This is a genomic window from Vibrio tarriae, assembly GCF_002216685.1.
Classification (GTDB): Bacteria; Pseudomonadota; Gammaproteobacteria; order Enterobacterales; family Vibrionaceae; genus Vibrio; species Vibrio tarriae.
In genome coordinates this window covers 1,909,216-1,931,678 of sequence record NZ_CP022353.1, presented here as the reverse complement: position 1 = coordinate 1,931,678, position 22,463 = coordinate 1,909,216, and the positions used below count along the sequence as shown (strand labels likewise).

The window sequence follows — 22,463 nt, the reverse complement described above, 5'->3', positions numbered from 1 at the left end:
TTGACTCAGTGTAGGGGGAGAAAAATGAATCCAGTATTAATGGCGGGCAATAAAAAAGGCTGCTCGAAGGCAGCCTTTGTAAGTGAATGTGACCGAAAATTAGGCCAGTTTAGCGTGGATAAAGTCGATGATGGATGCCATCGCCACGGCTTCTTTTTCACCACTACGACGATTTTTGTATTCGAAGTTGCCTTCATCCATGCTGCGATCACCAATGATGATGGTGTGTGGCACGCCGATCAGTTCCATATCTGAGAACATAACACCTGGGCGCTCTTTACGATCATCAAACAACACTTCGATGCCAGCGGCAGTCAATTCTGCGTATAGCTTTTCTGCTGCTTCCTGAACGCGCTCAGATTTGTGCATGTTCATTGGCACAATCGCCACTTGGAAAGGCGCTAGCGCATCTGGCCAGATGATGCCGTAATCGTCATGGTTTTGTTCGATGGCAGCAGCCACGACACGAGATACACCGATGCCGTAACAACCCATCTCAAGGATGACGTTTTTACCGTTTGAATCGAGCACGCCACAGTTCATTTTTTCAGAGTAGTTGGTGCCCAACTGGAAGATGTGACCGACTTCAATACCGCGCTTAAGCATCAGTGTGCCTTTGCCACATGGGCTTGGATCACCTTCTACAACATTACGCAGATCTTCGACTTTGCCGAGTTCAACGTCACGACCCCAGTTGATACCGAAGTAGTGTTTGCCGTCGATGTTCGCGCCAGCGCCGAAATCGCTCATTACTGCAACCGTACGGTCAACGATGAATGGCAGTTTTAGGCCTACAGGACCTAATGAACCAGGGCCTGCTCCGATCAACGCACGAATCTCTTCTTCGTTGGCCATTTCCAGTGGAGAGGCAACTTCTGGCAGATTTTCTGCTTTGATTTCGTTCAGTTCGTGATCACCACGGATGATCAGTGCAATGATAGATGCATCGATCGCATCAGAGGCTTTTACAAACAGCGTTTTCACGGTTTTTTCGATTGGCAGACCGTGTTGCTCAACCAATTCCGCGATGGTTTTCGCGTTTGGAGTATCCACCAACGTCATTTCCTGAGTTGGCGCCGCCGCTTCAGTCGCTGGTGCCAGTGCTTCTGCTTTTTCGATGTTCGCTGCGTAGTCCGATTCGGTTGAGAATACGATCAGATCTTCGCCGCTTTCTGCCAGAACGTGGAACTCTTGTGAACCGTTACCACCAATTGCACCGCTGTCTGCCAGCACTGGACGGTAATCCAGACCCATGCGATCGAAAGCTTTGCAGTAAGCTGCGTGCATCGCGTCATAAGATTTTTGCAGGCCGTCTTTGTCGATGTCGAAGCTGTAAGCATCCATCATTGAGAATTCACGCGCACGCATCACACCAAAACGTGGACGACGCTCGTCACGGAATTTGGTTTGGATTTGGTACAGGTTCAGTGGCAGTTGCTTATAAGAGTTCACTTCATTACGAACGAGCGCGGTGATCACTTCTTCTGCGGTTGGGCTTAATACAAACGGACGTTCATGGCGATCAGTAAAGCGCAGCAACTCTGGCCCCATTTTTTCAGAGCGACCAGTCTCTTCCCACAATTCAAACGGCTGTACCACCGGCATCAAGGTTTCGATTGCACCAGCATTATCGATCTCTTGGCGAACGATGGTTTCGACTTTACGCAGTACACGCAGACCGGTAGGCAGCCAAGTATAAAGACCTGAAGCCAGCTTACGGATCATACCTGCACGTAGCATGAGCTTATGGCTCACGACTTCTGCGTCGTTTGGAGTCTCCTTCAGAGTGGAAAGAAGATATTTACTGGTACGCATTCTATGGTATCCGTTTCATCAAAGTTTAAGGGATCGCTTTATTTATAGGAGTAACGTTATAAAGCGAATTTGGGCGCTAATAATATCAGCCAAATGGTTTTGTCAAAAGGGTTCAATTGCGTTGACAACGATTGCTTCAGTGTTAACCGTAAATTTCACGTTCCAATCGTACAAATTCACCGCATATAACTTATCGTCAGCGCGATGTTTTTTGTAAGCCGGGCGCGGATCTTGCGCTAACACTTCACAGAGTACCGCTTGGCGAATCTTACCTTCAGGATGTGCTTGGAGCATTTGCCGCGCTGCATCACTGAAGGTAACCGCCATGCGTTGTGGCTCTTGCTCAGCATAGCCACCTTGCGCGTCGGTAATGGAGTCGGAGTAGGGGATATAAGGTTTGATATCAATGATCGGTGTGCCATTGACCAAGTCGACGCTTCCGAGCTCTAAATAATATTGATCGCCTTCTTTGCTTACCCCTTTTAACTCGACCGCTGACATGCCAATCCCATTAGGGCGAAAAGTTGCTCGTGAAGCGAAAACACCGACTCGTTCATTACCACCCAGACGAGGAGGACGTACGGTCGGTTTCCAACCTGCGGCGAGGTTTTGGTCGAACAAAAATAGCAGCCACACATGGCTAAATTGCTCTATGCCACGAATGGATTCAGCGCAGTTGCACTCACCGAGCAATTTGACTCTTGCGGTCGCGCTTGGCACCAAACGTGGTTGACGAGGTACGGCAAATTTTTCTTGGTATGGGCTTTCAATAATTGCAATAGGTTCAATGGGATACATGTTTTTTATCGATATTTACGCGATGTTGGGGAAAAAAAATAGCATAGCTAGACGTAAAAATCGCTTGCAAATCACCTTGAGAATAATTATTAATTAAAATGTTATAACATAACAATTTGAGGTTTTGAGTTTAAGATGAAAGCAGGCATTCATCCCGATTACCGTAAAGTGGTGTTTCACGATACCACGGTTGATCACTATTTTGTGGTTGGTTCTACTTTGCAAACCGATCGCACCATTGAGTGGGAAGGCACAACTTACCCCTACATTACCATCGAGGTTTCGTCAGAATCTCACCCGTTCTATACCGGTAAACAACGTGTGGTACAAAAAGAAGGTCGCGTTGCGAACTTCACTCGTCGTTTCGGTCAGTTTGCTAAGGAGTCAAAATGAAAGTGCTCAGCTCGCTAAAAAGCGCTAAAAATCGTCACCCAGATTGTCAAATCGTCAAACGCCGTGGCCGTTTGTATGTGATCTGCAAATCAAATCCTCGCTTTAAAGCCGTTCAGCGCTAGTAGCAAGATTTTTATCTAACCAGATGATCATTTATGCTCATGATCATCTGGTTATTTTTATTTTTTGGTCAAAAAATAGTCTTGTTGATAAATTTTGTAACATCTTTGCTTTTTAATTTACCTTTCTTGTCGAGTACTCTGCGCGCGCTTTTGACATTTCTGTCACAAATGCATAGGAATCAAAACAAGGAGGGAACAGATGAGTTCATCTGCTTCAATAAATCAAAACGCACCTAAGAAACCTTTACTTACCCGTTTTCTTGATGGTGTGGAATATTTGGGAAATTTGTTACCCCATCCCATCACATTATTTGCCATTTTCTGTGTTGTACTACTGGTTGCTTCGGGTATCGCTGGGTACTTCGAACTGTCAGTTGTGGATCCTCGTCCTGAAGGCGCGAAAGGTCGTGCTGCAGATGGCATGATCCATGTTGTTAGCTTACTCAATGCCGATGGATTAGAGCTGATCGTAACCAACTTAGTGAAAAACTTTGTCGGCTTTGCTCCTTTAGGCACCGTATTGGTGGCCATGCTGGGTGTTGCGATTGCGGAGCACTCTGGGTTGCTCTCTGCGGCAATGCGTGGTCTGGTGATGGGCGCTTCAAAGCGCATGGTCACCTTCACTGTCGTGTTTGCCGGTATTATCTCTAACACGGCATCTGAATTAGGCTACGTGGTTCTTATTCCACTGGCAGCCATGCTGTTCCATTCGCTAGGCCGTCACCCGCTCGCGGGACTTGCTGCGGCGTTTGCCGGTGTTTCTGGTGGTTACTCGGCAAACCTGTTAATTGGCACCGTCGACCCTTTGCTTTCAGGGATTACCGAAACCGCCGCTCGTATGATTGATCCTACTTACAGCGTTGGTCCTGAAGTCAACTGGTACTTTATGGCGGCTTCTACATTTGTGATTGCGATTTTAGGTGCATTCGTGACCGAGAAAATCGTTGAGCCCAAACTGGGCAAATATGATGTATCAGAAGCCAGCGATGACTTAAGCCAAGACAAAATGGGTTCTCTGACGGCGCTAGAGAAAAAAGCGCTGGCCTATGCTGGATTAGCGGTTGTTGTGGTGAGCGTATTATTGGCTTGGACAATAGTACCGGCGGATGGCGTGCTGCGTGGAGAGGATGGCCTCGTTTCTGGTTCGCCATTTTTAAAGAGCATCGTCGCCTTTATCTTTATCTTTTTTGCCATTCCCGGCTATGTCTATGGCCGTGTGGTTGGCACGATGAAAACCGATCGTGATGTGATTAATGCGATGGCGAAATCGATGTCTTCTATGGGCATGTACATTGTGCTGGTATTTTTTGCGGCGCAGTTTGTTGCCTTCTTTAGTTGGACTAAGTTTGGCCAAGTATTGGCGGTATTAGGCGCAGATTTCCTGAAAGACATCGGACTGACGGGACCCATGCTGTTCTTCGCCTTCATTTTGATGTGTGGTTACATCAACCTGATGATTGGCTCTGCCTCTGCGCAATGGGCAGTCACCGCGCCGATTTTCGTGCCTATGCTGATGTTGGTGGGCTACGCTCCAGAAGTGATTCAAGCGGCCTATCGTATCGGTGACTCGGTCACTAACATCATCACCCCGATGATGAGCTACTTTGGCTTGATTCTGGCGGTGGCGACGCGTTATATGAAAAACCTCGGTATCGGTACTTTGATCGCAACCATGTTGCCGTATTCGGTGGTGTTTATGGTGGGTTGGAGCTTACTGTTCTACGTGTGGGTATTTGTGTTAGGTCTGCCGGTTGGTCCTGGCGCCGCCACGTACTACACACCATAGAGTTTTCTCTGAATACGAAAAAGCCTGCGCATATCGCAGGCTTTTTTACACATCAGAAAATGTCATTACCCAGTGCGCTTAGCCAAAATTCTGTCCAGATGATTGGCAAACTCGCGCCGTTCGGTCTGCGAAAGCGCGGCAGGGCCACCGGTTTGAATACCGCTGGCGCGCATAGTATCCATAAAATCGCGAATATTCAGGCGCGCTTTGATGGTCTCTTTGGTGTAGAGCTCTCCACGGGGATTCAATGCCAAACCACCTTTGCTGATCACTTCATCGGCGAGAGGGATATCGGCCGTTATGACTAAATCACCCACTTCAGTGCGTCTTACGATTTCGTTATCGGCAATATCAAACCCAGAAGAGACTTGCAGCGCGCGAATGTTGTCGCGTTTGGGCAGTGGGATCAGATGGTTGGCGACAAAGGTGCATTCAACGCCTGTACGCTCAGCCGCGCGGATCAGCGTTTCACGGATCACTTTCGGACACGCATCGGCATCGACCCAAATTTTCATCGTTGAGTTCCTTTAGTCGTGTTTTCGAGCGCTTCAATACGTGCTGTGAGCTGCAAAATTGTTTGCTCTAACATTTCAATGCGTTGCTCAAGGTTGTTGCCGGTATTGGCGGTGGCGACTTCCACCTTGGGGATACGCTGAGTGCTTTTCCAGCTTTTAATGGTGGCAATAATCGCAGGCATAGGTACAGGCGTTTTTAAGCGAGCTTTGACTAGCGCGACGCTAGGCTCTTTGCCTTGCTGCTGAAGGATATTGAGGATCTCTTCTAGCTCTTGAGACACGTCTTTGGTCAGCATAATCGTTCCTTATTCGGGTTTGCCGCCATCTTACTGAGAAACACTCGCGAGCAAAAGGGGCAATCGTTTGTGAGAGATCGCTTACACCTTGTGTAAGCAAAAACAGTGAATTGATGCAGGAATAACGAGGGATTTTGTTTATCTGTTTGATTTTTAATGTCTATTTTATTGGTTGGGTTTGGGGGCTTAGCCTGTAGGCCCGTAGCCGCTTGTACGAAAAAGCAAAACGGGTAAATTATCTCTTGTCGAAGGAAATGACCTAGGAACTGTGATTCTCAGGATGAGAAGTGGTGAGGATGACCACAAGCAGGAAGCTGGACACGCTAAGGATAGCGTTAGCGCACAGTGACGTGAGCTGCAAGGATGATTCAGGATACTCTAGGGATGTGAGAGGGAACCCCATCAGGACGATGGCAAGGACACCGCTCAAGGAACAAGTGATGAAGGCTGAATAGGATTATTCGGCATCAGGATGAATAGGACACCGCTAGGATGGCGATGCTCGGAGTTCGCTGAAAGGATCAGCCCGTTATGGATGATGCATGGAGCACATTCAAGTAGCCGGATGCTGCGACTAAGATTAAGCCCCGACACGTGTGTCGGGGCTTTCCTTAATCTCCCTTTCGAGTACTAGTACTCGCGCTAATAAGGCTTTGTAGGCCAACCATAGAATGAGTGCGCGGCTGTTTCTTCAGGAACATAATGAATATAACAATGTCACTAGGCTAGATCTTACATCACTGGTGTATTCAGGATGTTGAGATAACTTGATTGAGTTCAGGTAAAAATAAATAGCGCCTTCCTATCTGGGAAAGGCGCTGTTTCCGTTTGATTGATTTTGCTATACAAGGAATGTCCGTGACTATAGCGACCCGAAGAACGCTACTTATCCCTTACACTGAGGCGTTTGAGTCAGATTTTCTGGTGCTCAATTACTGTGCGAAAAACCGTGCCCTGATGAACGGACCAACGACCGTCGCGGCAGCGAAGCAGCTTTTTCAGCGGGTATTGCATGATTCTTCTCTGTACGCGATGGCCGTGCTGGATAACTATAACCGTGAATACATGGGGCATGTCTTCATCGAGTTTGAGAGTGAAGGTCGCGCTGAGTTGGGTTTTCTATTTGATAAAGCATACTGGGGACAAGGATTAGCCAGTGAAGCTCTGAATGCCTTTTTCCCCAATATGTGTCAGCGTTTTGGTTTACAGCGTGTGGTCGCAACCATTAAAGCGCAACATGAAGCTGCGCGTACTATTTTGCAAAAGCTCAGTTTTATCCACGCCATGGATTTGGATGAATTTTATGGCCCATGTAGCCAATTTGTCTGGACGGCTGAAACGGATAGGCTTAGCCCATCCGGTGTGGTGGCAGAGCAAAACCTACCGTTCTAAATCCCTGCATTTCTAGCTTACCTTGGTAACAATCATCGCCAAGTGAGGAAAACTCAAACAAGTAAATGGTGTGCCAACGCCACTGGCCAGAGGGCGTTTTGAGTTTATGTTGGCCAAAGGCGACGTTGAGCAACTGTAAATCAAGCTTGTCGCAGTGGCGTTGAATCGCTTGTTTGGCGATTTCCGCTTGATGGCGTTGCTGCCAAAACAGAAAACCGGCAAAACAGAGCGCCAGTATCAAGAGTAAATCGCCAATCATGAATTATCCTCGCGTCATCTGCTGTAACTGCTCTAGAGCTTGTGCCAACTCTGGTGATGGGCTGGCGTGCAATAAAGGCAGCATCACTCCCCGTAGTGCGGGCAGCATGACCACGTCCGCGAACAATTGATTAAATAAGGGTTGATTTTGAGTTTGCGCTAAGCGGATCAAAAAGCGTTGCGCACGGCCGCTATTTTCTAAGCTCATCCAACTGCGTCCTGCAAGCGCAATCAGCACTTCCGGATGGCAAACTGCGGGAGAGGCGAGAATCGCATCGCAAGTCGCATCAAGGATATTGGCAGGCGCTCCAGCCAAAGCTCGCACTAAGGCAGCGAGCAAAAACAGATCTGGATCGCTGGCTTTGACTTCCGCCTCCGCAAGCTCACTTAAGCGTTTCGCCAGTTTTTCCGGTAAGGTGACATGCTCTAATGCCCCGAGCACAGCGTAAAGTGGCTGGGCGGGCAAATGAGTCAGGGCTTTACGGAGCAATACGCCGTTTTGTTCTTGCTCTAAACGGGCACAAAGATCGGTAATCCCTTGCAAACCCACCGTATGCCACTTATCCCAGCCTAAACCGCCTGAAAAATAGTGCTGAGCGTGTTCGTAGTATTGGCTGCAGGCTAGACCAATCTGCATGCGAATCTGGCTATGCAGCATCGCGAGCTTGTCTTCACTGGGTTTGAAAGTGTAAGGATTATTGGCGAGCTTCTGTTGCTGCTCTTCCGTCAAAGATTGATGGAGTCGGCTGCCCATTGCTTCGAGCAGATATTGAATAAATAGCCCGACATCGGCTTGTTGCAGTAAGCCACGTTCATCAAGTGCAAATTTTAGCATCCAGATCCAAGGTTGACGCTGTTCATTCCAATACACGATAGCGAATTGCGCATGACGTTGTAGCGGAAACGGGTAAGCTTGTTGACCTAATTCCACTTGAGCAAATTGGCGGTTATCCATCGCTTGCACGCGGCGTCCGAGATCAAAAATTTGGTACTGGCAGCCGCTATTTTGCAGCAGAGCCGTGAGGGTACGAATAGTGTCCATGCGGAAATTGATCCTAACTTTCTTTCTCCAATAAATGGTACTCTATGGCACTTTTTCAAGGTCATCATAGAAATAAACCGGACGAATTATGCAGTTCAACGCCGTATTGGTGAAGTTACTCGATGAGTTGGAAGTCAGATTGCGTGCTGCGCAATTGTGGCAAGCGGCACCGCCTTCTTCACAAGCTCTCGCCAGCCAAGAGCCCTTTGCAGTGGATACACTGTTGCCCCATGAGTGGCTGCAGTGGATTTTTCTGCCCAAAATGCAACAGGCGATCGCCCAAAATGCGGTACCGCGTGGTTTCGCGCTGGAGCCGTATTTCTCAGAAGTGTGGCAAGGTGAGCCCCGTTATCAAGCGGTGCTTGCGGTCATTCAACAAATCGACAAGGTGTGCCAATAGATGCTCGAGATTGTTTATCAAGATGAATATTTGGTGGCGGTCAATAAACCGGCTGGCATGTTGGTGCACCGTTCATGGCTCGACAAGCATGAAACCGAGTTTGTGATGCAGACCCTGCGCGATCAAATTGGTCAGCACGTTTTCCCGCTACACCGTTTGGATCGCCCGACATCTGGCGTTTTAGTGTTTGCGCTTTCGAGTCAAATTGCATCCGATGTGATGCCGATGTTTGCCAATCATGAGATGGAGAAAACCTACCACGCCATTGTGCGCGGCTGGATTGAAGAGGCGGATGTGCTCGATTATCCACTCAAAGAAGAGCTCGACAAAATTGCCGATAAATTTGCCAAGCAAGATAAAGAAGCGCAGTCGGCGGTGACAGCTTATCGGCCACTCGCCAAAGTGGAACTGCCCATTTCCACAGGAAAGTTTGCCACTACCCGCTATTGCTTGATGGAGATGCAACCGAAGACCGGGCGCAAACATCAGCTGCGTCGTCATATGGCACATCTGCGTCATCCGATAGTCGGTGATACCACGCATGGGGATGGTGTGCATAATCGACTGTTTCGTGAACACTTTTCCGCGCAACGTTTGATGCTGCATGCCAGCGAGTTACGTTTTATGCATCCTTATACTCAGCAACCGTTAGTGATTCGCGCTGGACTAGATGAAGTGTGGCAAGGCTTGCTTAGTGAGTTTGGTTGGCAAGAGTCGCTGTTAATCAACGCTTGATGATTTTCTCAATCAGCCCAATAAAAAAGCCTTCATCATGAAGGCTTTTCTCTTTCTGATTTCTACCTCAGCGACGTTAAGCGGCGGGTGGAAAGGACTATTTGACCAGATAGTCGCGAATTGCTCGCTCAATGCCTGCACCATCAAGTCCAAGTTCTGCATGCATCTCTTCTTGCGTGCCTTGCACGATGAACTGATCTGGTAGGCCGAGATTGAGAACCGGCTTGAGCTGCTTCTCTTTCATCAGAAACTCAATCACGCCAGCCCCTGCGCCACCGGCAATCGCATTTTCTTCCAATGTCACGAGGACATCATGAGTTTGGGCGAGTTGCTTGATGAGGGCTTCATCCAGTGGTTTAACAAAGCGCATGTCAGCCACTGTCGCGTTGAGTTTTTCAGCGGCTTGTAAAGCGTTAGGCAGCAGAGTACCGAAACTCAAAATCGCGACTTTCTCACCTTCGCAGGCCGTGCTTTCACGCATTAAGCGGCCTTTGCCGATTTCCAACGCGGTAAAGCTGCTCTCTAACTCAACGCCCATGCCATTACCGCGTGGGTAACGCACGGCACTTGGGCCTTGATGTTGATGACCCGTGTAGAGCATTTGGCGACATTCATTTTCATCCGCCGGAGCCATGATCAGCATGTTGGGAATGCAGCGCATGTAGCTTAAATCAAACGCACCTTGGTGAGTTTGACCATCGGCTCCGACAATCCCCGCGCGGTCGATGGCAAACATCACCGGCAAGTTCATGATCGCCACATCGTGGATCAGTTGATCGTAACCACGCTGTAAGAAGGTGGAGTAAATCGCCACAATCGGGTGATACCCCGCAATAGCCATACCGGTTGCCAGCGTGACTGCGTGCTGTTCGGCAATCGCCACATCAAAGTATTGGCTTGGGTACTCTTTGGAGAAACGCACCATGCCAGAGCCTTCACGCATGGCTGGGGTAATCGCCATCAACTTAGGATCTTGCGCCGCCATATCACACAGAAAATCGCCAAAGATTTTCGAAAAGGTGGGCTTAGTATTGCTGCTTTTGGGCAAGCTGTGATGGCTCGGATCAAACTTAGGCACGCCGTGATAGCCAATCGGATCTTTTTCCGCAGGCGCGTAGCCTTTGCCTTTTTTGGTCATCACGTGGAGGAACTGTGGCCCTTTTAGCTCACGCATGTTTTTCAGGGTTTTGATCAGTTCCAGTACGTCATGGCCATCCACAGGGCCAATGTAGTTAAAGCCGAGCTCTTCAAATAGCGTTCCGGGGACCACCATGCCTTTGAGATGCTCTTCGGTGCGACGAACCAGCTCTTTGATTGGCGGAATGCCAGACAGCACTTTCTTGCCGCCTTCGCGAATAGAAGTGTACAGACTGCCAGACAGCACTTGCGCTAAATGGTTGTTCAGTGCGCCGACATTCTCTGAAATCGACATTTCATTGTCATTAAGTACGACCAGCATATCAGGGTGCACATCCCCCGCGTGGTTCATCGCTTCAAACGCCATACCGGCGGTGATCGCGCCATCGCCAATCACACTGACCACTTTACGGTCTTTACCTTCTTTACCTGCACAGATTGCCATGCCGAGTGCAGCACTGATCGAGGTGGAAGAGTGACCCACCGAGAGGGTGTCGTATTCACTCTCTTCACGCCATGGGAAAGGGTGTAGCCCATCTTTCTGGCGAATGGTTGGCATCTGATCACGACGACCAGTCAAAATTTTATGTGGGTAAGCCTGATGACCCACATCCCAGATCAGATGATCAAATGGGGTGTGGTAGACGTAATGCAGCGCAACCGTCAGCTCAACGGTGCCTAATCCTGAGGCCAAATGGCCGCTGGATTGGCTCACCGAGTTGAGCAAATAGGTACGTAACTCGTCACACAGCTTAGGCAGCACTTCTTTTGGAAGGCTACGCAGTTCGTCTGGCGTATTCGCCAGAGCCAGTGTTGGGTATTTTGAGATATCAAGAGTCATAAGTATGCGCGCTTATTGTTTAGTTCTTGCGCTCGACGACATATCGGGCGAACTCTTCCAGATGCTCCGTATTGTAGGGAATTGCTTCTAAAGCCAGAAGCGCTTCTTGTAACAGAGTGTGTGCTTTTTGTTGTGCTCCCTCTAAGCCTAAAAGAGCAGGGTAGGTACTTTTATTTAATTCTTGGTCAGAACCCTGTGGTTTACCAAGGGTTTCGGTATCGCTAATGATATCGAGAATGTCATCTTGAACCTGAAACGCGAGGCCAACCGCTTCTGCATAGCGATCAAGATGCGGTAGCATGGCGCGGCCTTTTTCACCTGCGGCTAAAGCACCTAAACGGATCGCGCAGCGCATTAAAGCGCCGGTTTTATTGCGATGAATGGTTTCCAATTCTTCTAGCGAAATTAAGCGATTTTCCGCCGCCAGATCTAACGCTTGGCCAAGGCACATGCCTTGTGCGCCAGAAGCTTCGGCAAGAGCTTGGATCATGGCGACGCGCTGCGTTTCGCCTGCAGCAGAAAGAGCGCCTTCCGCCAAAATAGTAAACGCCAAGGTTTGCAGGGCGTCGCCGGTCAAAATGGCGGTGGCCTCATCAAACTGGATATGGCAAGTGGGCTTGCCGCGGCGCAGCTCATCATCATCCATGGCGGGCAAATCATCATGGATCAGCGAATAGGCGTGAATACACTCCACGGCAGAGGCAGGAGTGTCTAAGTCGCTAAGTTCACAGCCAAGCATTTGCCCCGTGATGTACACCAAATATGGCCGTGCCCGTTTGCCGCCGAGCAGTAGCCCGTAACGCATCGCCTCGATTAAAGGCAAGGTTTGAAAGGGAATACGGTTCAGCCACTGATCCAGTTGCTGGTTATTTCGCTGTTGGTATGAGGATAACGCCTCAATCATAGGACACTCATCTTTGTCGGTTGTTCTGGCTGGTGGAGCGGGTTACTCTGCTACATCGCTAAAATCGCTGAGCGGGGCATCATCACTGTTACTGAGCAAAATCCGCACACGTTGCTCGGCGTCGTCTAGTTTGAGCTGGCCAGCTCTGGCTAAAGAGATGCCACGCTCGAATTTGCGCAGTGCTTCGTCCAGTGCCAGATCGCCACTTTCTAGCTGTTCGACCAACTGCTCCAGCTCTTCGATGGTTGACTCGAAGGACATGTTTTCCGGTTTCTTGCTCGCCATATTTTTTATGCCTTACTTAAGATGCACGAAAGTTACCTCAGGGGGCTTGGCTGGTCAAATTTAACCAAGCGATTTTGTCAGAAATAGAAGGCTTTTTTACCGCGCCAGATAACGAAATGGAAAAAAGTCCACAAAGTCATAATTCGAAGGCTAAAAACTCTGCGCGTGACAGGTGCATCTCTGCCAGTTTTACGTATACACTTGACTAAGGTTTTCACCTTCTATTCTGACAATTTCGTTAAAGAATTTATTCTGTTGCCGATAATGAAGGTAAGATTTTCATTATCGCGAATGTGTAGCCTGAGGAGTGCTTCGTGGATTTAGCAACACTGGTTGGTCTTATTGGCGGCATGGCTTTCGTGGTCATGGCGATGATACTGGGCGGCAGCATAATGATGTTCGTTGACGTGGTATCAGTTCTTATCGTGGTCGGCGGTTCGGTCTTTGTCGTACTCATGAAGTTCGAGATGGGGCAGTTTTTTGGTGCGGCCAAAATCGCTGGTAAAGCCTTTATGTTTAAAGCTGATGCTCCCGAAGATCTGATTGCAAAAATCGTCGAGATGGCGGATGCCGCACGTAAAGGTGGCTTTTTAGCGTTGGAAGAGATGGAGATCCCCAATCCTTTCATGCAAAAAGGGATCGACCTTTTGGTGGACGGCCATGATGCGGATGTGGTGCGTGCCACCTTGCAAAAAGATATTGTGTTGACCGATGAGCGCCACAGCAAAGGAACCCAAGTTTTTCGCGCCTTTGGTGACGTTGCGCCCGCGATGGGGATGATCGGGACACTGGTTGGTCTGGTTGCCATGTTGTCTAACATGGACGACCCCAAGTCAATCGGTCCTGCAATGGCGGTTGCTTTGCTGACGACTCTGTACGGTGCGGTACTTTCCAATATGATTTTCTTCCCGATTGCCGATAAGCTCGCGCTGCGTCGTGATCAGGAAACCCTCAACCGTCGTTTGATCATGGACGGTGTTTTAGCGATTCAAGATGGGCAGAACCCAAGGGTTATCGATAGTTATTTGAAGAACTACCTCAACGCAAGTAAACGCATTCTTGATGTTGATAAAGAGTAGCGGAGCCGACTATGGATGACGAACAACAATGTAAATGTCCCCCTCCCGGTTTGCCCGCATGGCTGGGGACGTTTGCGGACTTGATGTCACTGCTGATGTGCTTCTTCGTACTCTTGCTCTCGTTCTCGGAGATGGACGTACTGAAATTTAAGCAGATCGCTGGCTCAATGAAGTTTGCCTTTGGTGTGCAAAATCGTTTGGAAGTGAAAGATATTCCTAAAGGTACCAGTATTATTGCCCAAGAGTTTCGTCCCGGTCGTCCTGAGCCGACACCGATTGATGTGATCATGCAGCAAACCATCGATATCACCCAACAAACCTTGGAATTCCAAGAGGGTGAGTCAGACAGAGCGGGCGGTAATCAACGCGATTCCGGTCAGCTTACTGGCGGTCAGTCGGCAGAAACCTCAGTGCAAGATAGCCAGAACACCCAATCCGAAATGCAACAGCAGCAAGCTCAAGCGATGTCGGAGCAAATGGAAACCGTTGCAGAAAGCATCAAAAAAGCGCTGTCTAGAGAAATTGAGCAAGGAGCCATTGAAGTGGAAAACTTGGGGCAGCAGATTGACATTCGGATCCGCGAAAAAGGCGCGTTCCCAGAAGGTTCGGCATTCTTACAACCTAAGTTCCGCCCTCTGGTACGCCAAATTGCTGAGTTGGTCAAAGACATTCCCGGTAAAGTGCGGGTGACTGGGCATACCGATAACCAGAAACTGGACTCTGAACTGTATCGCTCGAACTGGGATCTCTCTGCGCAGCGCGCAGTTTCGGTGGCGCAAGAGATGGAAAAGGTCAAAGATTTTGACCATCTACGACTGCAAGTGCGTGGATTGGCTGATACCCAACCGTTAGGGCCTAACGATACCGAAGCGCAACGGGCAACCAACCGCCGCGTTGAAATCAGTATCTTGCAAGGCGATCCAGTCTACAGTGACGAAGTTCCTTCACTAGACAGCGGACAACAATAACCGAAGATATACACACCGACTGTAAACTAAAAAAGGCAAGCCATTGGGCTTGTCTTTTTTATGGGCTTTCCTCAATAAAGCGTGATCGTGTATAATCGCGCCCCTTTAGCGGTAAGCGCCTTGCCAAGGTTTACCTGCTGCTCGCCAGATTGTCTAACTCAGATTGCGAATAACTGTATGAAATTTATCGTTAAACCCCATCCGGAAATTTTTGTGAAAAGTGAATCGGTACGTAAGCGTTTCACAAAGATCCTTGAGAGCAATATTCGAATTATTGTGAAAGCCCGCACACAAGGGGTGGCGGTATTCAATCGTCGTGATCATATTGAAGTGACGTCAAACAGCGATACTTATTACGCCGAAGTGTTGGAGATACTGACGACCACACCGGGTATCCAGCAAGTGTTGGAAGTGCAGCAATCAAGCTTTACCGATCTGCACAACATCTACGAGCAAGTGCTGGAGCTAAATCGCGCTAACCTCGAAAACAAAACCTTTGTCGTGCGCGCGAAACGCCGTGGTAAGCATGATTTTACCTCTATTGAACTCGAACGTTATGTTGGGGGTGGCCTCAATCAAGCCATCGCCAGTGCTAAGGTAAAATTGATTAACCCTGATGTGACCGTGCAAGTGGAAGTGGTCGATGAGCTGCTCAACCAAGTGATCGCGCGGCATAAAGGTTTGGGTGGTTTCCCTCTGGGTACCCAAGAAGATGTATTGAGCCTGATTTCTGGTGGCTTCGACTCAGGTGTGTCGAGCTATCTGCACATCAAACGTGGTTCAAAAGTGCATTACTGCTTCTTTAATCTGGGGGGACCCGCCCACGAAATTGGTGTGAAGCAAACCGCTTATTACCTGTGGCAAAAATACGGTTCATCGGCCAAAGTGCGATTTATCGCGATCGATTTTGCCCCTGTGGTGGCTGAGATTCTCGAGAAAATCGATGATGGTCAAATGGGTGTAGTGCTCAAGCGTATGTTTATGCGCGCCGCAGGCATGGTGGCAGAGAAGTTTGGCATTCAAGCTTTGGTTACGGGTGAAGCGTTAGGCCAAGTATCTAGTCAAACCCTGACCAACCTGCGCCATATCGATAACGTGACCGATACTTTGATTCTGCGCCCACTCATCAACTGGGATAAAGAAGACATCATCCGTCTGGCGCGTGAAATTGGTACTGAAGATTTCGCCAAAACCATGCCTGAATTCTGCGGTGTGATTTCCAAAAGCCCAACCGTAAAAGCGGTAAAAGAGAAGCTGGATGAAGAAGAAGCCAAATTCGATTTTGCTCTGCTTGATCAAGTGGTGTACAACGCACGTCAAATCGACATTCGTGAGATTGGTAAAGAGTCACTGGAAAAAGCGCCTGAAGTAGAACTGGTAAATAGTGCGGAAGAGAGCAATGCCGTCGTGCTAGATATTCGTAGCCCAGACGAAGAAGACGAAAGCCCGCTTGAGATTGATGGCGTTGAAGTGAAACATCTGCCTTTCTACAAGCTTGCGACTCAATTTGGCGATCTCGATCAGTCAAAAACCTACTTGCTGTACTGTTCACGTGGTGTGATGAGCCGCTTACAAGCGCTCTACCTGCAAGAGCAAGGCTTTAACAATGTGAAAGTTTATCGCCCATAGTAGTTCATTGCCCATAACGCGATCATGAATGGATGAAACGCAGAGTTTGCTCAGCAGGCTCTGCGTTTTTTTCGCTTTATCCCCTTCCTACTTGAAGCTGCAGCGGTGTTGGCTACGCTCATTCACCCCAATCACATAGTTTGCCTATGCTCATGGGGATTATGAGAGCCATCCTTGGCTCTCACCAAAGGCCAGCCGATGGCTGTGCAAATTTGTTCCAGACAAATTTGTCACTCACTTGCCGCCTACCTGCAACTCCAAGTAGTTTGTGTATAAGCGTAGTATTTGCTGGGTTGGAGCTAAAAATGCAGATAAAAAAACACCGCCCAAAGGCGGTGCTAAAAATTTGACAGACAGGTCAAAAATAAATACAGGAAGTATTTGTTTTGTGGCAGGGATAACTGCACAAAACGGATGGTAGAAACTACCTAACTCGAATTTCGAGTTTGCAAACACAACATCGCAACAACTAAGCCTATTGATTTACAAGGAAATCAAGCCGTTCAGGCCGCTGCTGCGCGATGAAATATAGATTTTCTCTGGTCGGTTAGCAACGGACAAATTATAATGTTTCAGATTAAAAAAACTAATCTTTAACCGAGTATCCCTATGTCCAGAAGATTGCCCCCTCTCAATTCGTTAAAAGTGTTTGAAGCGGCTGCTCGCCATTTGAGTTTTACCCGAGCTGCCGAAGAATTATTTGTGACACAGGCCGCAGTTAGCCACCAAATCAAAGCATTAGAAGAGTTTTTAGGCTTGAAACTTTTTCGTCGTCGTAACCGCTCTTTGTTGCTCACGGAAGAAGGTCAAAGTTACTTCCTCGACATAAAAGATATTTTTAGTTCATTAGCTGAAGCGACCGATAAATTACTTGAGCGCAGTGAAAAAGGGGCGCTGACCATCAGTTTGCCGCCGAGTTTTGCGATTCAATGGTTAGTGCCACGTTTGGCGGATTTTAACCAGCAAGAGCCGGATATTGACGTGCGCATTAAGGCCGTCGATATGGATGAAGGTTCGCTGACCGATGATGTGGATGTGGCGATTTATTATGGCCGAGGCAGTTGGCCGGGCTTGCGCGCGGATAAGTTGTATCAGGAGTTTTTGATCCCACTCTGTTCTCCGGCGTTGTTGTTGGGTAACAAGCCAATGGAGAAGTTAAGCGATTTGGCTTATCACACCTTGTTGCACGATACCTCGCGTAAAGACTGGAAACAATTTGCTAAAGAGAACGGCCTTGATAACGTTAATGTTAACCATGGGCCGATCTTCAGTCACTCAACCATGGTGTTGCAAGCGGCTGCGCATGGGCAAGGGGTCGCGTTAGGCAATAACGTGTTAGCGCAACCAGAAATTGATGCTGGTCGCTTGATAGCCCCTTTTGATGAGGTATTGATGACCAATAACGCCTTCTATGTGGTGTGTCATGAAAAGCAGGCGGATATGGGACGCATCGCCACTTTCCGCGATTGGATGCTGAAAAAGGCGCGCAGTGAACAAGTGGATATTTTGCAACATAAGCACAACCAGTAAATTCGGGTTATGAGGTAAAGGATGAACAGTAAGTATTTACTCGCTCTCGGGGGCTTGCTATCGGGTGTTGCGGTGGGTTTAGGCGCCTTTGCGGCGCACGGTTTAAAAAAGATGTTAAGCCCGTATTTACTCGGTGTGTTTGAGACGGGCGTGCAGTATCAATTTATCCATGCATTGGCTCTGCTCGTTTGCGGCGTATTATTGTTGCTGCCACTCCATGAAGCCGCGCATAAAGGCTTTCGCCGCGCTGCACTGTTTTTCTTGGTCGGGATCGTCTGTTTTAGCGGTAGCTTGTACGCGCTCTCACTCACGGGTGTGAAGTGGTTTGGTCCTATCACGCCTTTTGGCGGCGTGATGTTCATCTTAGGCTGGATCTGGTTTAGTTACGCGGCGTGGAAAAGTCAGTAGTCTGTGTTGTGATGCCTAATCAGAGGGGATTTAGTCCGCGGACGATGAGTTAAAACGGATATCTTGCAAGTTAAACCCAAGCTCGATGTCCGTTTTCAAGGCACTGACTTGTTTACAGATGCGCGCCATTTCAATGTGAGGATCAAGTTTTTTGCGATACTTTGCCGGTAGTTCAGGGCTGGCATACGCCTCTTCAATGCTCGAGAACTGGTTTAAAATCTCTTTCGCCGCTTTCGGGCCAATGCCGGCCACGCCGGGAATTTGGCTTGAGCTGACGCCCGTCAATCCCCAATAGTCGGTTAATTGTGCGGGAGTAACGCCAAACTCCTGAGCGATAAAAGGCTCATCTAACCAACGTTGCTGAAAGTAGTCGCGGATTTGTAAGGTCGGAGAAAGTAACTGACAGTAGCCCTTATCGGTCGAGATAATTGTCACTTTTTCTTGATGAGCCGCCACTTTACAAGCCAATGTCGCAACCAGATCGTCCGCTTCATCGCCTTCCGATAACAGCGAATCAATCCCCAGTTGCCACCACGCATCTTGAATGGAGTCTAGCCCTTGCTGCAAAACGTCTGGCATGGGTTTGCGATTGGCTTTGTAAGTTGGGAGTAACTCAGCGCGCCAGCCACGATCAGATAAATGATGATCAAACACCGCAATCATATGACTGGGCTGCGCTTCATTAATGATGCGCTGCAGAGTGCGTGTTGTGGTTTCCGCGGTTCTGGCGATGTCATTGGGATCGGGCTGCGCGGAGTGAACGCGGCGGATCAAATTAAGCGCATCAATAATGACAAGATGAAGAGACATAACCAAAAACCATAAAAAATAAGGGCTTGTGAGGCCCTTATTGTAATCAAATCCGTCAAGATTACTACCCAAGCGACGGGTTTAGGCTTGAGCAAAGATTGGCTTTAGGTTTAAGTCACTATCTTATAGCAAGGCTCGTATGCGCTACCGCCTGGAAGTTTCATCCGGTTTTGGGCGACGAAATCATTGAGTAGCTGATCCATTTTTTTCATTAACACTGGGTCACCATGCATTTCAAAGGGACCATGGCGTTCAATTTCACGGATCCCTTCCGCTTTGACGTTGCCCGCCACAACACCAGAGAAGGCTCGGCGCAGATTGGCGGCAAGTACTTCTGGGCGTTGGTTCAAGTGCAAATCAAGGTTCGCCATGCTCTCGTGATTGGGTTCAAACGGCAGTTGGAATTCAGGCTCAATCTTGAGTGACCAGTTAAAACTGTACGCATCTTCTTTATCTTTGCGATGTTGGCGCACCAGAGGCATGGCATTACTCATAATGCGTGCCGCTTCCGCTGGATTATCAATAACAATGCTGTAATGTTTGCGAGCGGCTTCACCCAAGGTATCGGTAATGAATTTATCCAAAGAGCGGAAATAGGCTTCACTCTGTTTAGGCCCAGTCAGCACAATAGGCATCGGCTGATCGGCGTTTTCAGGGTGCATCATGATGCCCAAAATATACAGCAGCTCTTCCGCTGTACCGGGACCTCCGGGGAAAATGATGATGCCATGTGCCATACGCACGAAAGCTTCCAAACGTTTTTCGATATCTGGCATGATCACCAGCTCATTAACGATAGGGTTGGGCGGCTCGGCGGCAATAATTGAAGGTTCGGTCAATCCGAGGTAGCGGTATTCCGAATAACGCTGTTTGGCGTGGCCGACCGCCGCGCCTTTCATTGGGCCTTCCATCGCACCAGGGCCACAACCGGTACAAATATTCAGTTCACGCAAACCGAGCTCATGACCTACTTCGCGAGTGTATTGGTATTCAATTTCATTAATCGAGTGGCCACCCCAGCATACGACAAGGTTGGGCGTGGCGCCGGGAATCAGCGCTCCTGCATTGCGCAAAATACCAAAGACAAGATTAGTAATGTGTATTGCGTTAGTTAGGTTGAGGCGCTGACTATCGGCCAAATGCATATTGACGTAAACAATATCGCGCAACACGGCAAATAAATGTTCTTGAATTCCTTTGATGATCTGTCCATCGACAAACGCATGCTCGGGGGGATTCGCCAGTTCAAGTTTAATGCCGCGTTCACGGCGCATGACGGTGATATCGAAACTCTTATACTTATCCAGCAACTCTTTCGAGTTATCGGTATGGCTGCCGGAGTTCAACACGGCAAGGCTGCAATTGCGATAAAGCTGGTAGAGATCGCTCGAGGCTGTCTTCTTCAGACGTTCGACTTCGAGTTGTGACAGTAGGTCCATACTGCCGGCTGGGCTGACTTGAATAATCATAGTGTCCTCCTTCAACCTGAGGTTGAGGTCATGCTAGAGCATGAAGTTGAGCATTTGTTATAAAACAAGAGTAGCAGAGATACCCAGAGAATGGGTTGATAACTTCTTGATATATCTGGCTTCAATCTAGAGGTATCTAGTCTGGTAAGAAAATAGAGTGAAGGGGTAATTGTGAAATTGAGCACAAATTAATAGCTAATTAGCTTAAATATTAATCAGTTATTTCCAAACTAACTGACTTGTACCCATATGCTTGGCTTCACTTAGCGTCAGATTCAAACGATCCAGAACCGTTTCTGGGGTATCAGAATCCATGAAACGGATGCTCGCCGCAGACAGTGTGATGGTTAGGCTCTTATCGCGGAACTTGAACGGCAGCTTCGACACGTTGAGCTGAATTTGGTGAATGATCTGATAATTTTCGTTATCAGAGCGTTCTGGCAGTAGCAGAATAAATTCTTCACCGGAGAAGCGAGCTACGGTGTCACTGTCTCGCAATTCTTTTTTGATGGTGCGAGCAATGATGCTTAAGGCTTTATCGCCTGCTGCATAACCAAAACTGTCGTTAATCGATTTGAATTTATCAATATCAAATAGAACCACCCGCAAATTGTGTTGCGTGCGGATCCAGCGGCGGTACTCATGTTCAAGCCGTTCGGTAAAGCTACTGCGGTTGTACACTTTGGTCAGAGGGTCGAGTTGTGCTCGTAACGCCTGATCTTCAAGGCGGCGGCGATAGTCTTGCGCCAAATCAGACAGAGCTTCCATTTGATCTTTGCTGTAGCGCATACGTTCGAGAAGAGCTTGCTCACGTTGTTCTGCTAAGAGCAAGCGTTCAGAAAGCGAAGACATTTCCCGTAGTAACGGGGTCATTTTTAGCTTGAGTTGTTCTAATTCAGTTTGCTCTTTGAGAGCCGTCTGGCTACGAGCGACTAAACTGCTCAGCTCGCCATTCATCTCTTGGCGGTGTGCCATGTAACTCTGACTTTGTTCAAGGTTTTGGGTTGCGCTTTTTAGGTTATTGCCAATCGAGAGATTCACTTGCTCTAAGAAGGCTTCTGCTGCCTTTCGCTCTGCATGGCTTCCATCAACGACTAAACGCAGGACTTCGAGTGTCAGCTCAAGCAGAGTGTGAGTATTGACCCCAAGCAGAAGCTTAGTTCGGATATCCGTTAGTTGGTCACCCGATTCACCATTGAAGTCCAGCTCAGTAATCAAGTGTTGCAAATCGACAGAAAGACGCTGCAGTAGATCGCGATCCGCTTGTTGAGTGATTTCATTGAGTGCCAGATTGGGATTCGCACATTGAATTTTGACCGCGCGTTCATAAATTTCCAGCAAACGCAGAGCTTGCTGAGTTTTTTCCAGCGGTTGTGCGGCGGCAAAGCTCAGCAAATTACGAAGATCACGTTTGATCTTGGCGGGTAAGCCGGGAACACGCAGTAGCGTTTCACCACTGTGCTGTAGTTGGCTATCCAGATGACTATTTTGTTTGTCCATGGCCAATGACTGTTGTTTCAACATGCGTTCTAGCACGGCTAATTTCGGGATCAGCGTACTGATGTCTTTTTGTTGTTCTAATGCAAAACAGAGCTCTTCTAAACTTTGGTTTAGTCTAAGACTACTGCCGTGGCAAGTCGTAGCCAAGGAGGTGACCATTCGTTTAAGAACTTGCTGCTCTCGGTTAAATTTGAACGAAGTATCCCTATGTGTCAAACGTACTTGTTCTAACTGAGATTTCAGTTTTTGAAGCTCTGCTTGGATATCTTGTTCTAGAACGCCCATGTACAACAAACTGGATAGTTGAGGATCAATCCTGATCCTATTTATTGATTTGTCGATAATAGCAAA

General features: G+C 48.3%; 24 protein-coding genes. 11 read left to right on the top strand and 13 right to left on the bottom strand.

All coding sequences use genetic code 11. From position 1 onward, the window contains the following. Window positions 1-99: 99 nt before the first annotated feature. Both CEQ48_RS14530 and tsaA read right to left on the bottom strand, forming a co-directional pair. A complete protein-coding gene (locus CEQ48_RS14530; RefSeq protein WP_089071737.1) occupies window positions 100-1,815 on the bottom strand; it encodes a proline--tRNA ligase in 1,716 nt (571 codons plus the stop codon). 102 nt (window positions 1,816-1,917) lie between these two features. Then, the gene (gene tsaA, locus CEQ48_RS14525) at window positions 1,918-2,613 is read right to left on the bottom strand and encodes a tRNA (N6-threonylcarbamoyladenosine(37)-N6)-methyltransferase TrmO (RefSeq protein ID WP_089071736.1); all 696 of its coding nucleotides are present in this window, start codon (window positions 2,611-2,613) and stop codon (window positions 1,918-1,920) included. A 135-nt stretch (window positions 2,614-2,748) separates the two neighbouring features. Between tsaA and CEQ48_RS14520 the strand changes: the two genes are divergently transcribed. The 3 genes from CEQ48_RS14520 (at window position 2,749) to CEQ48_RS14510 (ending at window position 4,914) form a co-directional block, all read left to right on the top strand. Further along, window positions 2,749-3,006 carry a type B 50S ribosomal protein L31 gene (locus CEQ48_RS14520; RefSeq protein WP_089071735.1) on the top strand — a complete coding sequence of 86 codons (258 nt, stop codon included), beginning with the start codon at window positions 2,749-2,751 and terminating at the stop codon, window positions 3,004-3,006. Beyond that, the gene (gene ykgO, locus CEQ48_RS14515) at window positions 3,003-3,128 is read left to right on the top strand and encodes a type B 50S ribosomal protein L36 (protein ID WP_000866542.1); all 126 of its coding nucleotides are present in this window, start codon (window positions 3,003-3,005) and stop codon (window positions 3,126-3,128) included. Before CEQ48_RS14520 ends, ykgO begins: the two co-directional genes overlap by 4 nt. A 199-nt stretch (window positions 3,129-3,327) precedes the next feature. Next, on the top strand, window positions 3,328-4,914 hold the full coding sequence (locus CEQ48_RS14510; RefSeq protein WP_089071734.1) for an AbgT family transporter: 1,587 nt from the start codon (window positions 3,328-3,330) through the stop codon (window positions 4,912-4,914). A 65-nt stretch (window positions 4,915-4,979) separates the two neighbouring features. On the opposite strand, the gene CEQ48_RS14505 is transcribed toward CEQ48_RS14510, so the two are convergent. Both CEQ48_RS14505 and CEQ48_RS14500 read right to left on the bottom strand, forming a co-directional pair. Further along, complete coding sequence (locus CEQ48_RS14505; RefSeq protein ID WP_000708229.1) at window positions 4,980-5,429, bottom strand: YaiI/YqxD family protein; 450 nt, start codon at window positions 5,427-5,429, stop codon at window positions 4,980-4,982. Next, window positions 5,426-5,725 (bottom strand): hypothetical protein, encoded by a 300-nt coding sequence (locus CEQ48_RS14500; RefSeq protein WP_089071733.1) that lies wholly within the window; start codon window positions 5,723-5,725, stop codon window positions 5,426-5,428. The genes CEQ48_RS14505 and CEQ48_RS14500 overlap by 4 nt, the downstream gene beginning before the upstream one ends. An 858-nt stretch (window positions 5,726-6,583) precedes the next feature. On the opposite strand from CEQ48_RS14500, the gene CEQ48_RS14495 reads away from it, so the two are divergent. Beyond that, on the top strand, window positions 6,584-7,117 hold the full coding sequence (locus tag CEQ48_RS14495) for a GNAT family N-acetyltransferase (RefSeq protein ID WP_089071732.1): 534 nt from the start codon (window positions 6,584-6,586) through the stop codon (window positions 7,115-7,117). On the opposite strand, the gene CEQ48_RS14490 is transcribed toward CEQ48_RS14495, so the two are convergent. Together CEQ48_RS14490 and CEQ48_RS14485 are read right to left on the bottom strand one after the other, a co-directional pair. Next, entirely contained in the window at window positions 7,074-7,376 is a 303-nt protein-coding gene (locus CEQ48_RS14490; protein ID WP_089071731.1) for a DUF3301 domain-containing protein, read from the bottom strand. The genes CEQ48_RS14495 and CEQ48_RS14490 overlap by 44 nt on opposite strands. A gap of 3 nt (window positions 7,377-7,379) precedes the next feature. Further along, on the bottom strand, window positions 7,380-8,417 hold the full coding sequence (locus tag CEQ48_RS14485; RefSeq protein WP_089071730.1) for a DUF3549 family protein: 1,038 nt from the start codon (window positions 8,415-8,417) through the stop codon (window positions 7,380-7,382). Window positions 8,418-8,505: 88 nt separating this feature from the next. Between CEQ48_RS14485 and CEQ48_RS14480 the strand changes: the two genes are divergently transcribed. Both CEQ48_RS14480 and truC read left to right on the top strand, forming a co-directional pair. Continuing rightward, a complete protein-coding gene (locus tag CEQ48_RS14480) occupies window positions 8,506-8,817 on the top strand; it encodes a YqcC family protein (RefSeq protein WP_089071729.1) in 312 nt (103 codons plus the stop codon). After that, a complete protein-coding gene (gene truC, locus CEQ48_RS14475; RefSeq protein WP_000890125.1) occupies window positions 8,818-9,552 on the top strand; it encodes a tRNA pseudouridine(65) synthase TruC in 735 nt (244 codons plus the stop codon). A gap of 97 nt (window positions 9,553-9,649) precedes the next feature. Here truC and dxs read toward each other — a convergent pair whose 3' ends face one another. The 4 genes from dxs to CEQ48_RS20420 all read right to left on the bottom strand — a co-directional run bounded on the left by dxs (window position 9,650) and on the right by CEQ48_RS20420 (window position 13,176). Further along, window positions 9,650-11,530 (bottom strand): 1-deoxy-D-xylulose-5-phosphate synthase, encoded by a 1,881-nt coding sequence (gene dxs, locus CEQ48_RS14470; protein WP_089071728.1) that lies wholly within the window; start codon window positions 11,528-11,530, stop codon window positions 9,650-9,652. A 19-nt stretch (window positions 11,531-11,549) separates the two neighbouring features. Further along, window positions 11,550-12,434: a (2E,6E)-farnesyl diphosphate synthase gene (ispA, locus tag CEQ48_RS14465; protein WP_000568613.1), complete on the bottom strand. Its 885-nt coding sequence runs from the start codon at window positions 12,432-12,434 to the stop codon at window positions 11,550-11,552. Between the two features lie 42 nt (window positions 12,435-12,476). Continuing rightward, entirely contained in the window at window positions 12,477-12,719 is a 243-nt protein-coding gene (gene xseB / locus CEQ48_RS14460) for an exodeoxyribonuclease VII small subunit (RefSeq protein ID WP_000157114.1), read from the bottom strand. 247 nt (window positions 12,720-12,966) lie between these two features. Then, on the bottom strand, window positions 12,967-13,176 hold the full coding sequence (locus tag CEQ48_RS20420) for a hypothetical protein (RefSeq protein ID WP_223227073.1): 210 nt from the start codon (window positions 13,174-13,176) through the stop codon (window positions 12,967-12,969). Between CEQ48_RS20420 and pomA the strand changes: the two genes are divergently transcribed. The 5 genes from pomA to CEQ48_RS14430 all read left to right on the top strand — a co-directional run bounded on the left by pomA (window position 13,085) and on the right by CEQ48_RS14430 (window position 18,333). Then, window positions 13,085-13,798, top strand: a complete 714-nt coding sequence (pomA, locus tag CEQ48_RS14455) for a flagellar motor protein PomA (protein WP_229310220.1) — start codon at window positions 13,085-13,087, stop codon at window positions 13,796-13,798. The genes CEQ48_RS20420 and pomA overlap by 92 nt on opposite strands. 11 nt (window positions 13,799-13,809) lie before the next feature. Continuing rightward, window positions 13,810-14,766: a flagellar motor protein MotB gene (locus CEQ48_RS14450; RefSeq protein WP_089071727.1), complete on the top strand. Its 957-nt coding sequence runs from the start codon at window positions 13,810-13,812 to the stop codon at window positions 14,764-14,766. Window positions 14,767-14,943: 177 nt separating this feature from the next. After that, entirely contained in the window at window positions 14,944-16,395 is a 1,452-nt protein-coding gene (gene thiI / locus CEQ48_RS14445; RefSeq protein ID WP_089071726.1) for a tRNA uracil 4-sulfurtransferase ThiI, read from the top strand. Window positions 16,396-17,004: 609 nt separating this feature from the next. Then, a complete protein-coding gene (locus CEQ48_RS14435) occupies window positions 17,005-17,925 on the top strand; it encodes a transcriptional regulator GcvA (RefSeq protein ID WP_000091135.1) in 921 nt (306 codons plus the stop codon). Window positions 17,926-17,946: 21 nt separating this feature from the next. Next, on the top strand, window positions 17,947-18,333 hold the full coding sequence (locus CEQ48_RS14430) for a DUF423 domain-containing protein (protein WP_089071724.1): 387 nt from the start codon (window positions 17,947-17,949) through the stop codon (window positions 18,331-18,333). 30 nt (window positions 18,334-18,363) lie between these two features. Here CEQ48_RS14430 and xni read toward each other — a convergent pair whose 3' ends face one another. The 3 genes from xni to CEQ48_RS14415 all read right to left on the bottom strand — a co-directional run bounded on the left by xni (window position 18,364) and on the right by CEQ48_RS14415 (window position 22,397). Continuing rightward, window positions 18,364-19,143 carry a flap endonuclease Xni gene (gene xni, locus CEQ48_RS14425; RefSeq protein ID WP_162891993.1) on the bottom strand — a complete coding sequence of 260 codons (780 nt, stop codon included), beginning with the start codon at window positions 19,141-19,143 and terminating at the stop codon, window positions 18,364-18,366. A 110-nt stretch (window positions 19,144-19,253) separates the two neighbouring features. After that, entirely contained in the window at window positions 19,254-20,612 is a 1,359-nt protein-coding gene (ppnN, locus tag CEQ48_RS14420) for a nucleotide 5'-monophosphate nucleosidase PpnN (protein WP_181712755.1), read from the bottom strand. A gap of 219 nt (window positions 20,613-20,831) precedes the next feature. Next, window positions 20,832-22,397: a GGDEF domain-containing protein gene (locus CEQ48_RS14415; RefSeq protein WP_181710855.1), complete on the bottom strand. Its 1,566-nt coding sequence runs from the start codon at window positions 22,395-22,397 to the stop codon at window positions 20,832-20,834. Between the last annotated feature and the right edge of the window lie 66 nt (window positions 22,398-22,463).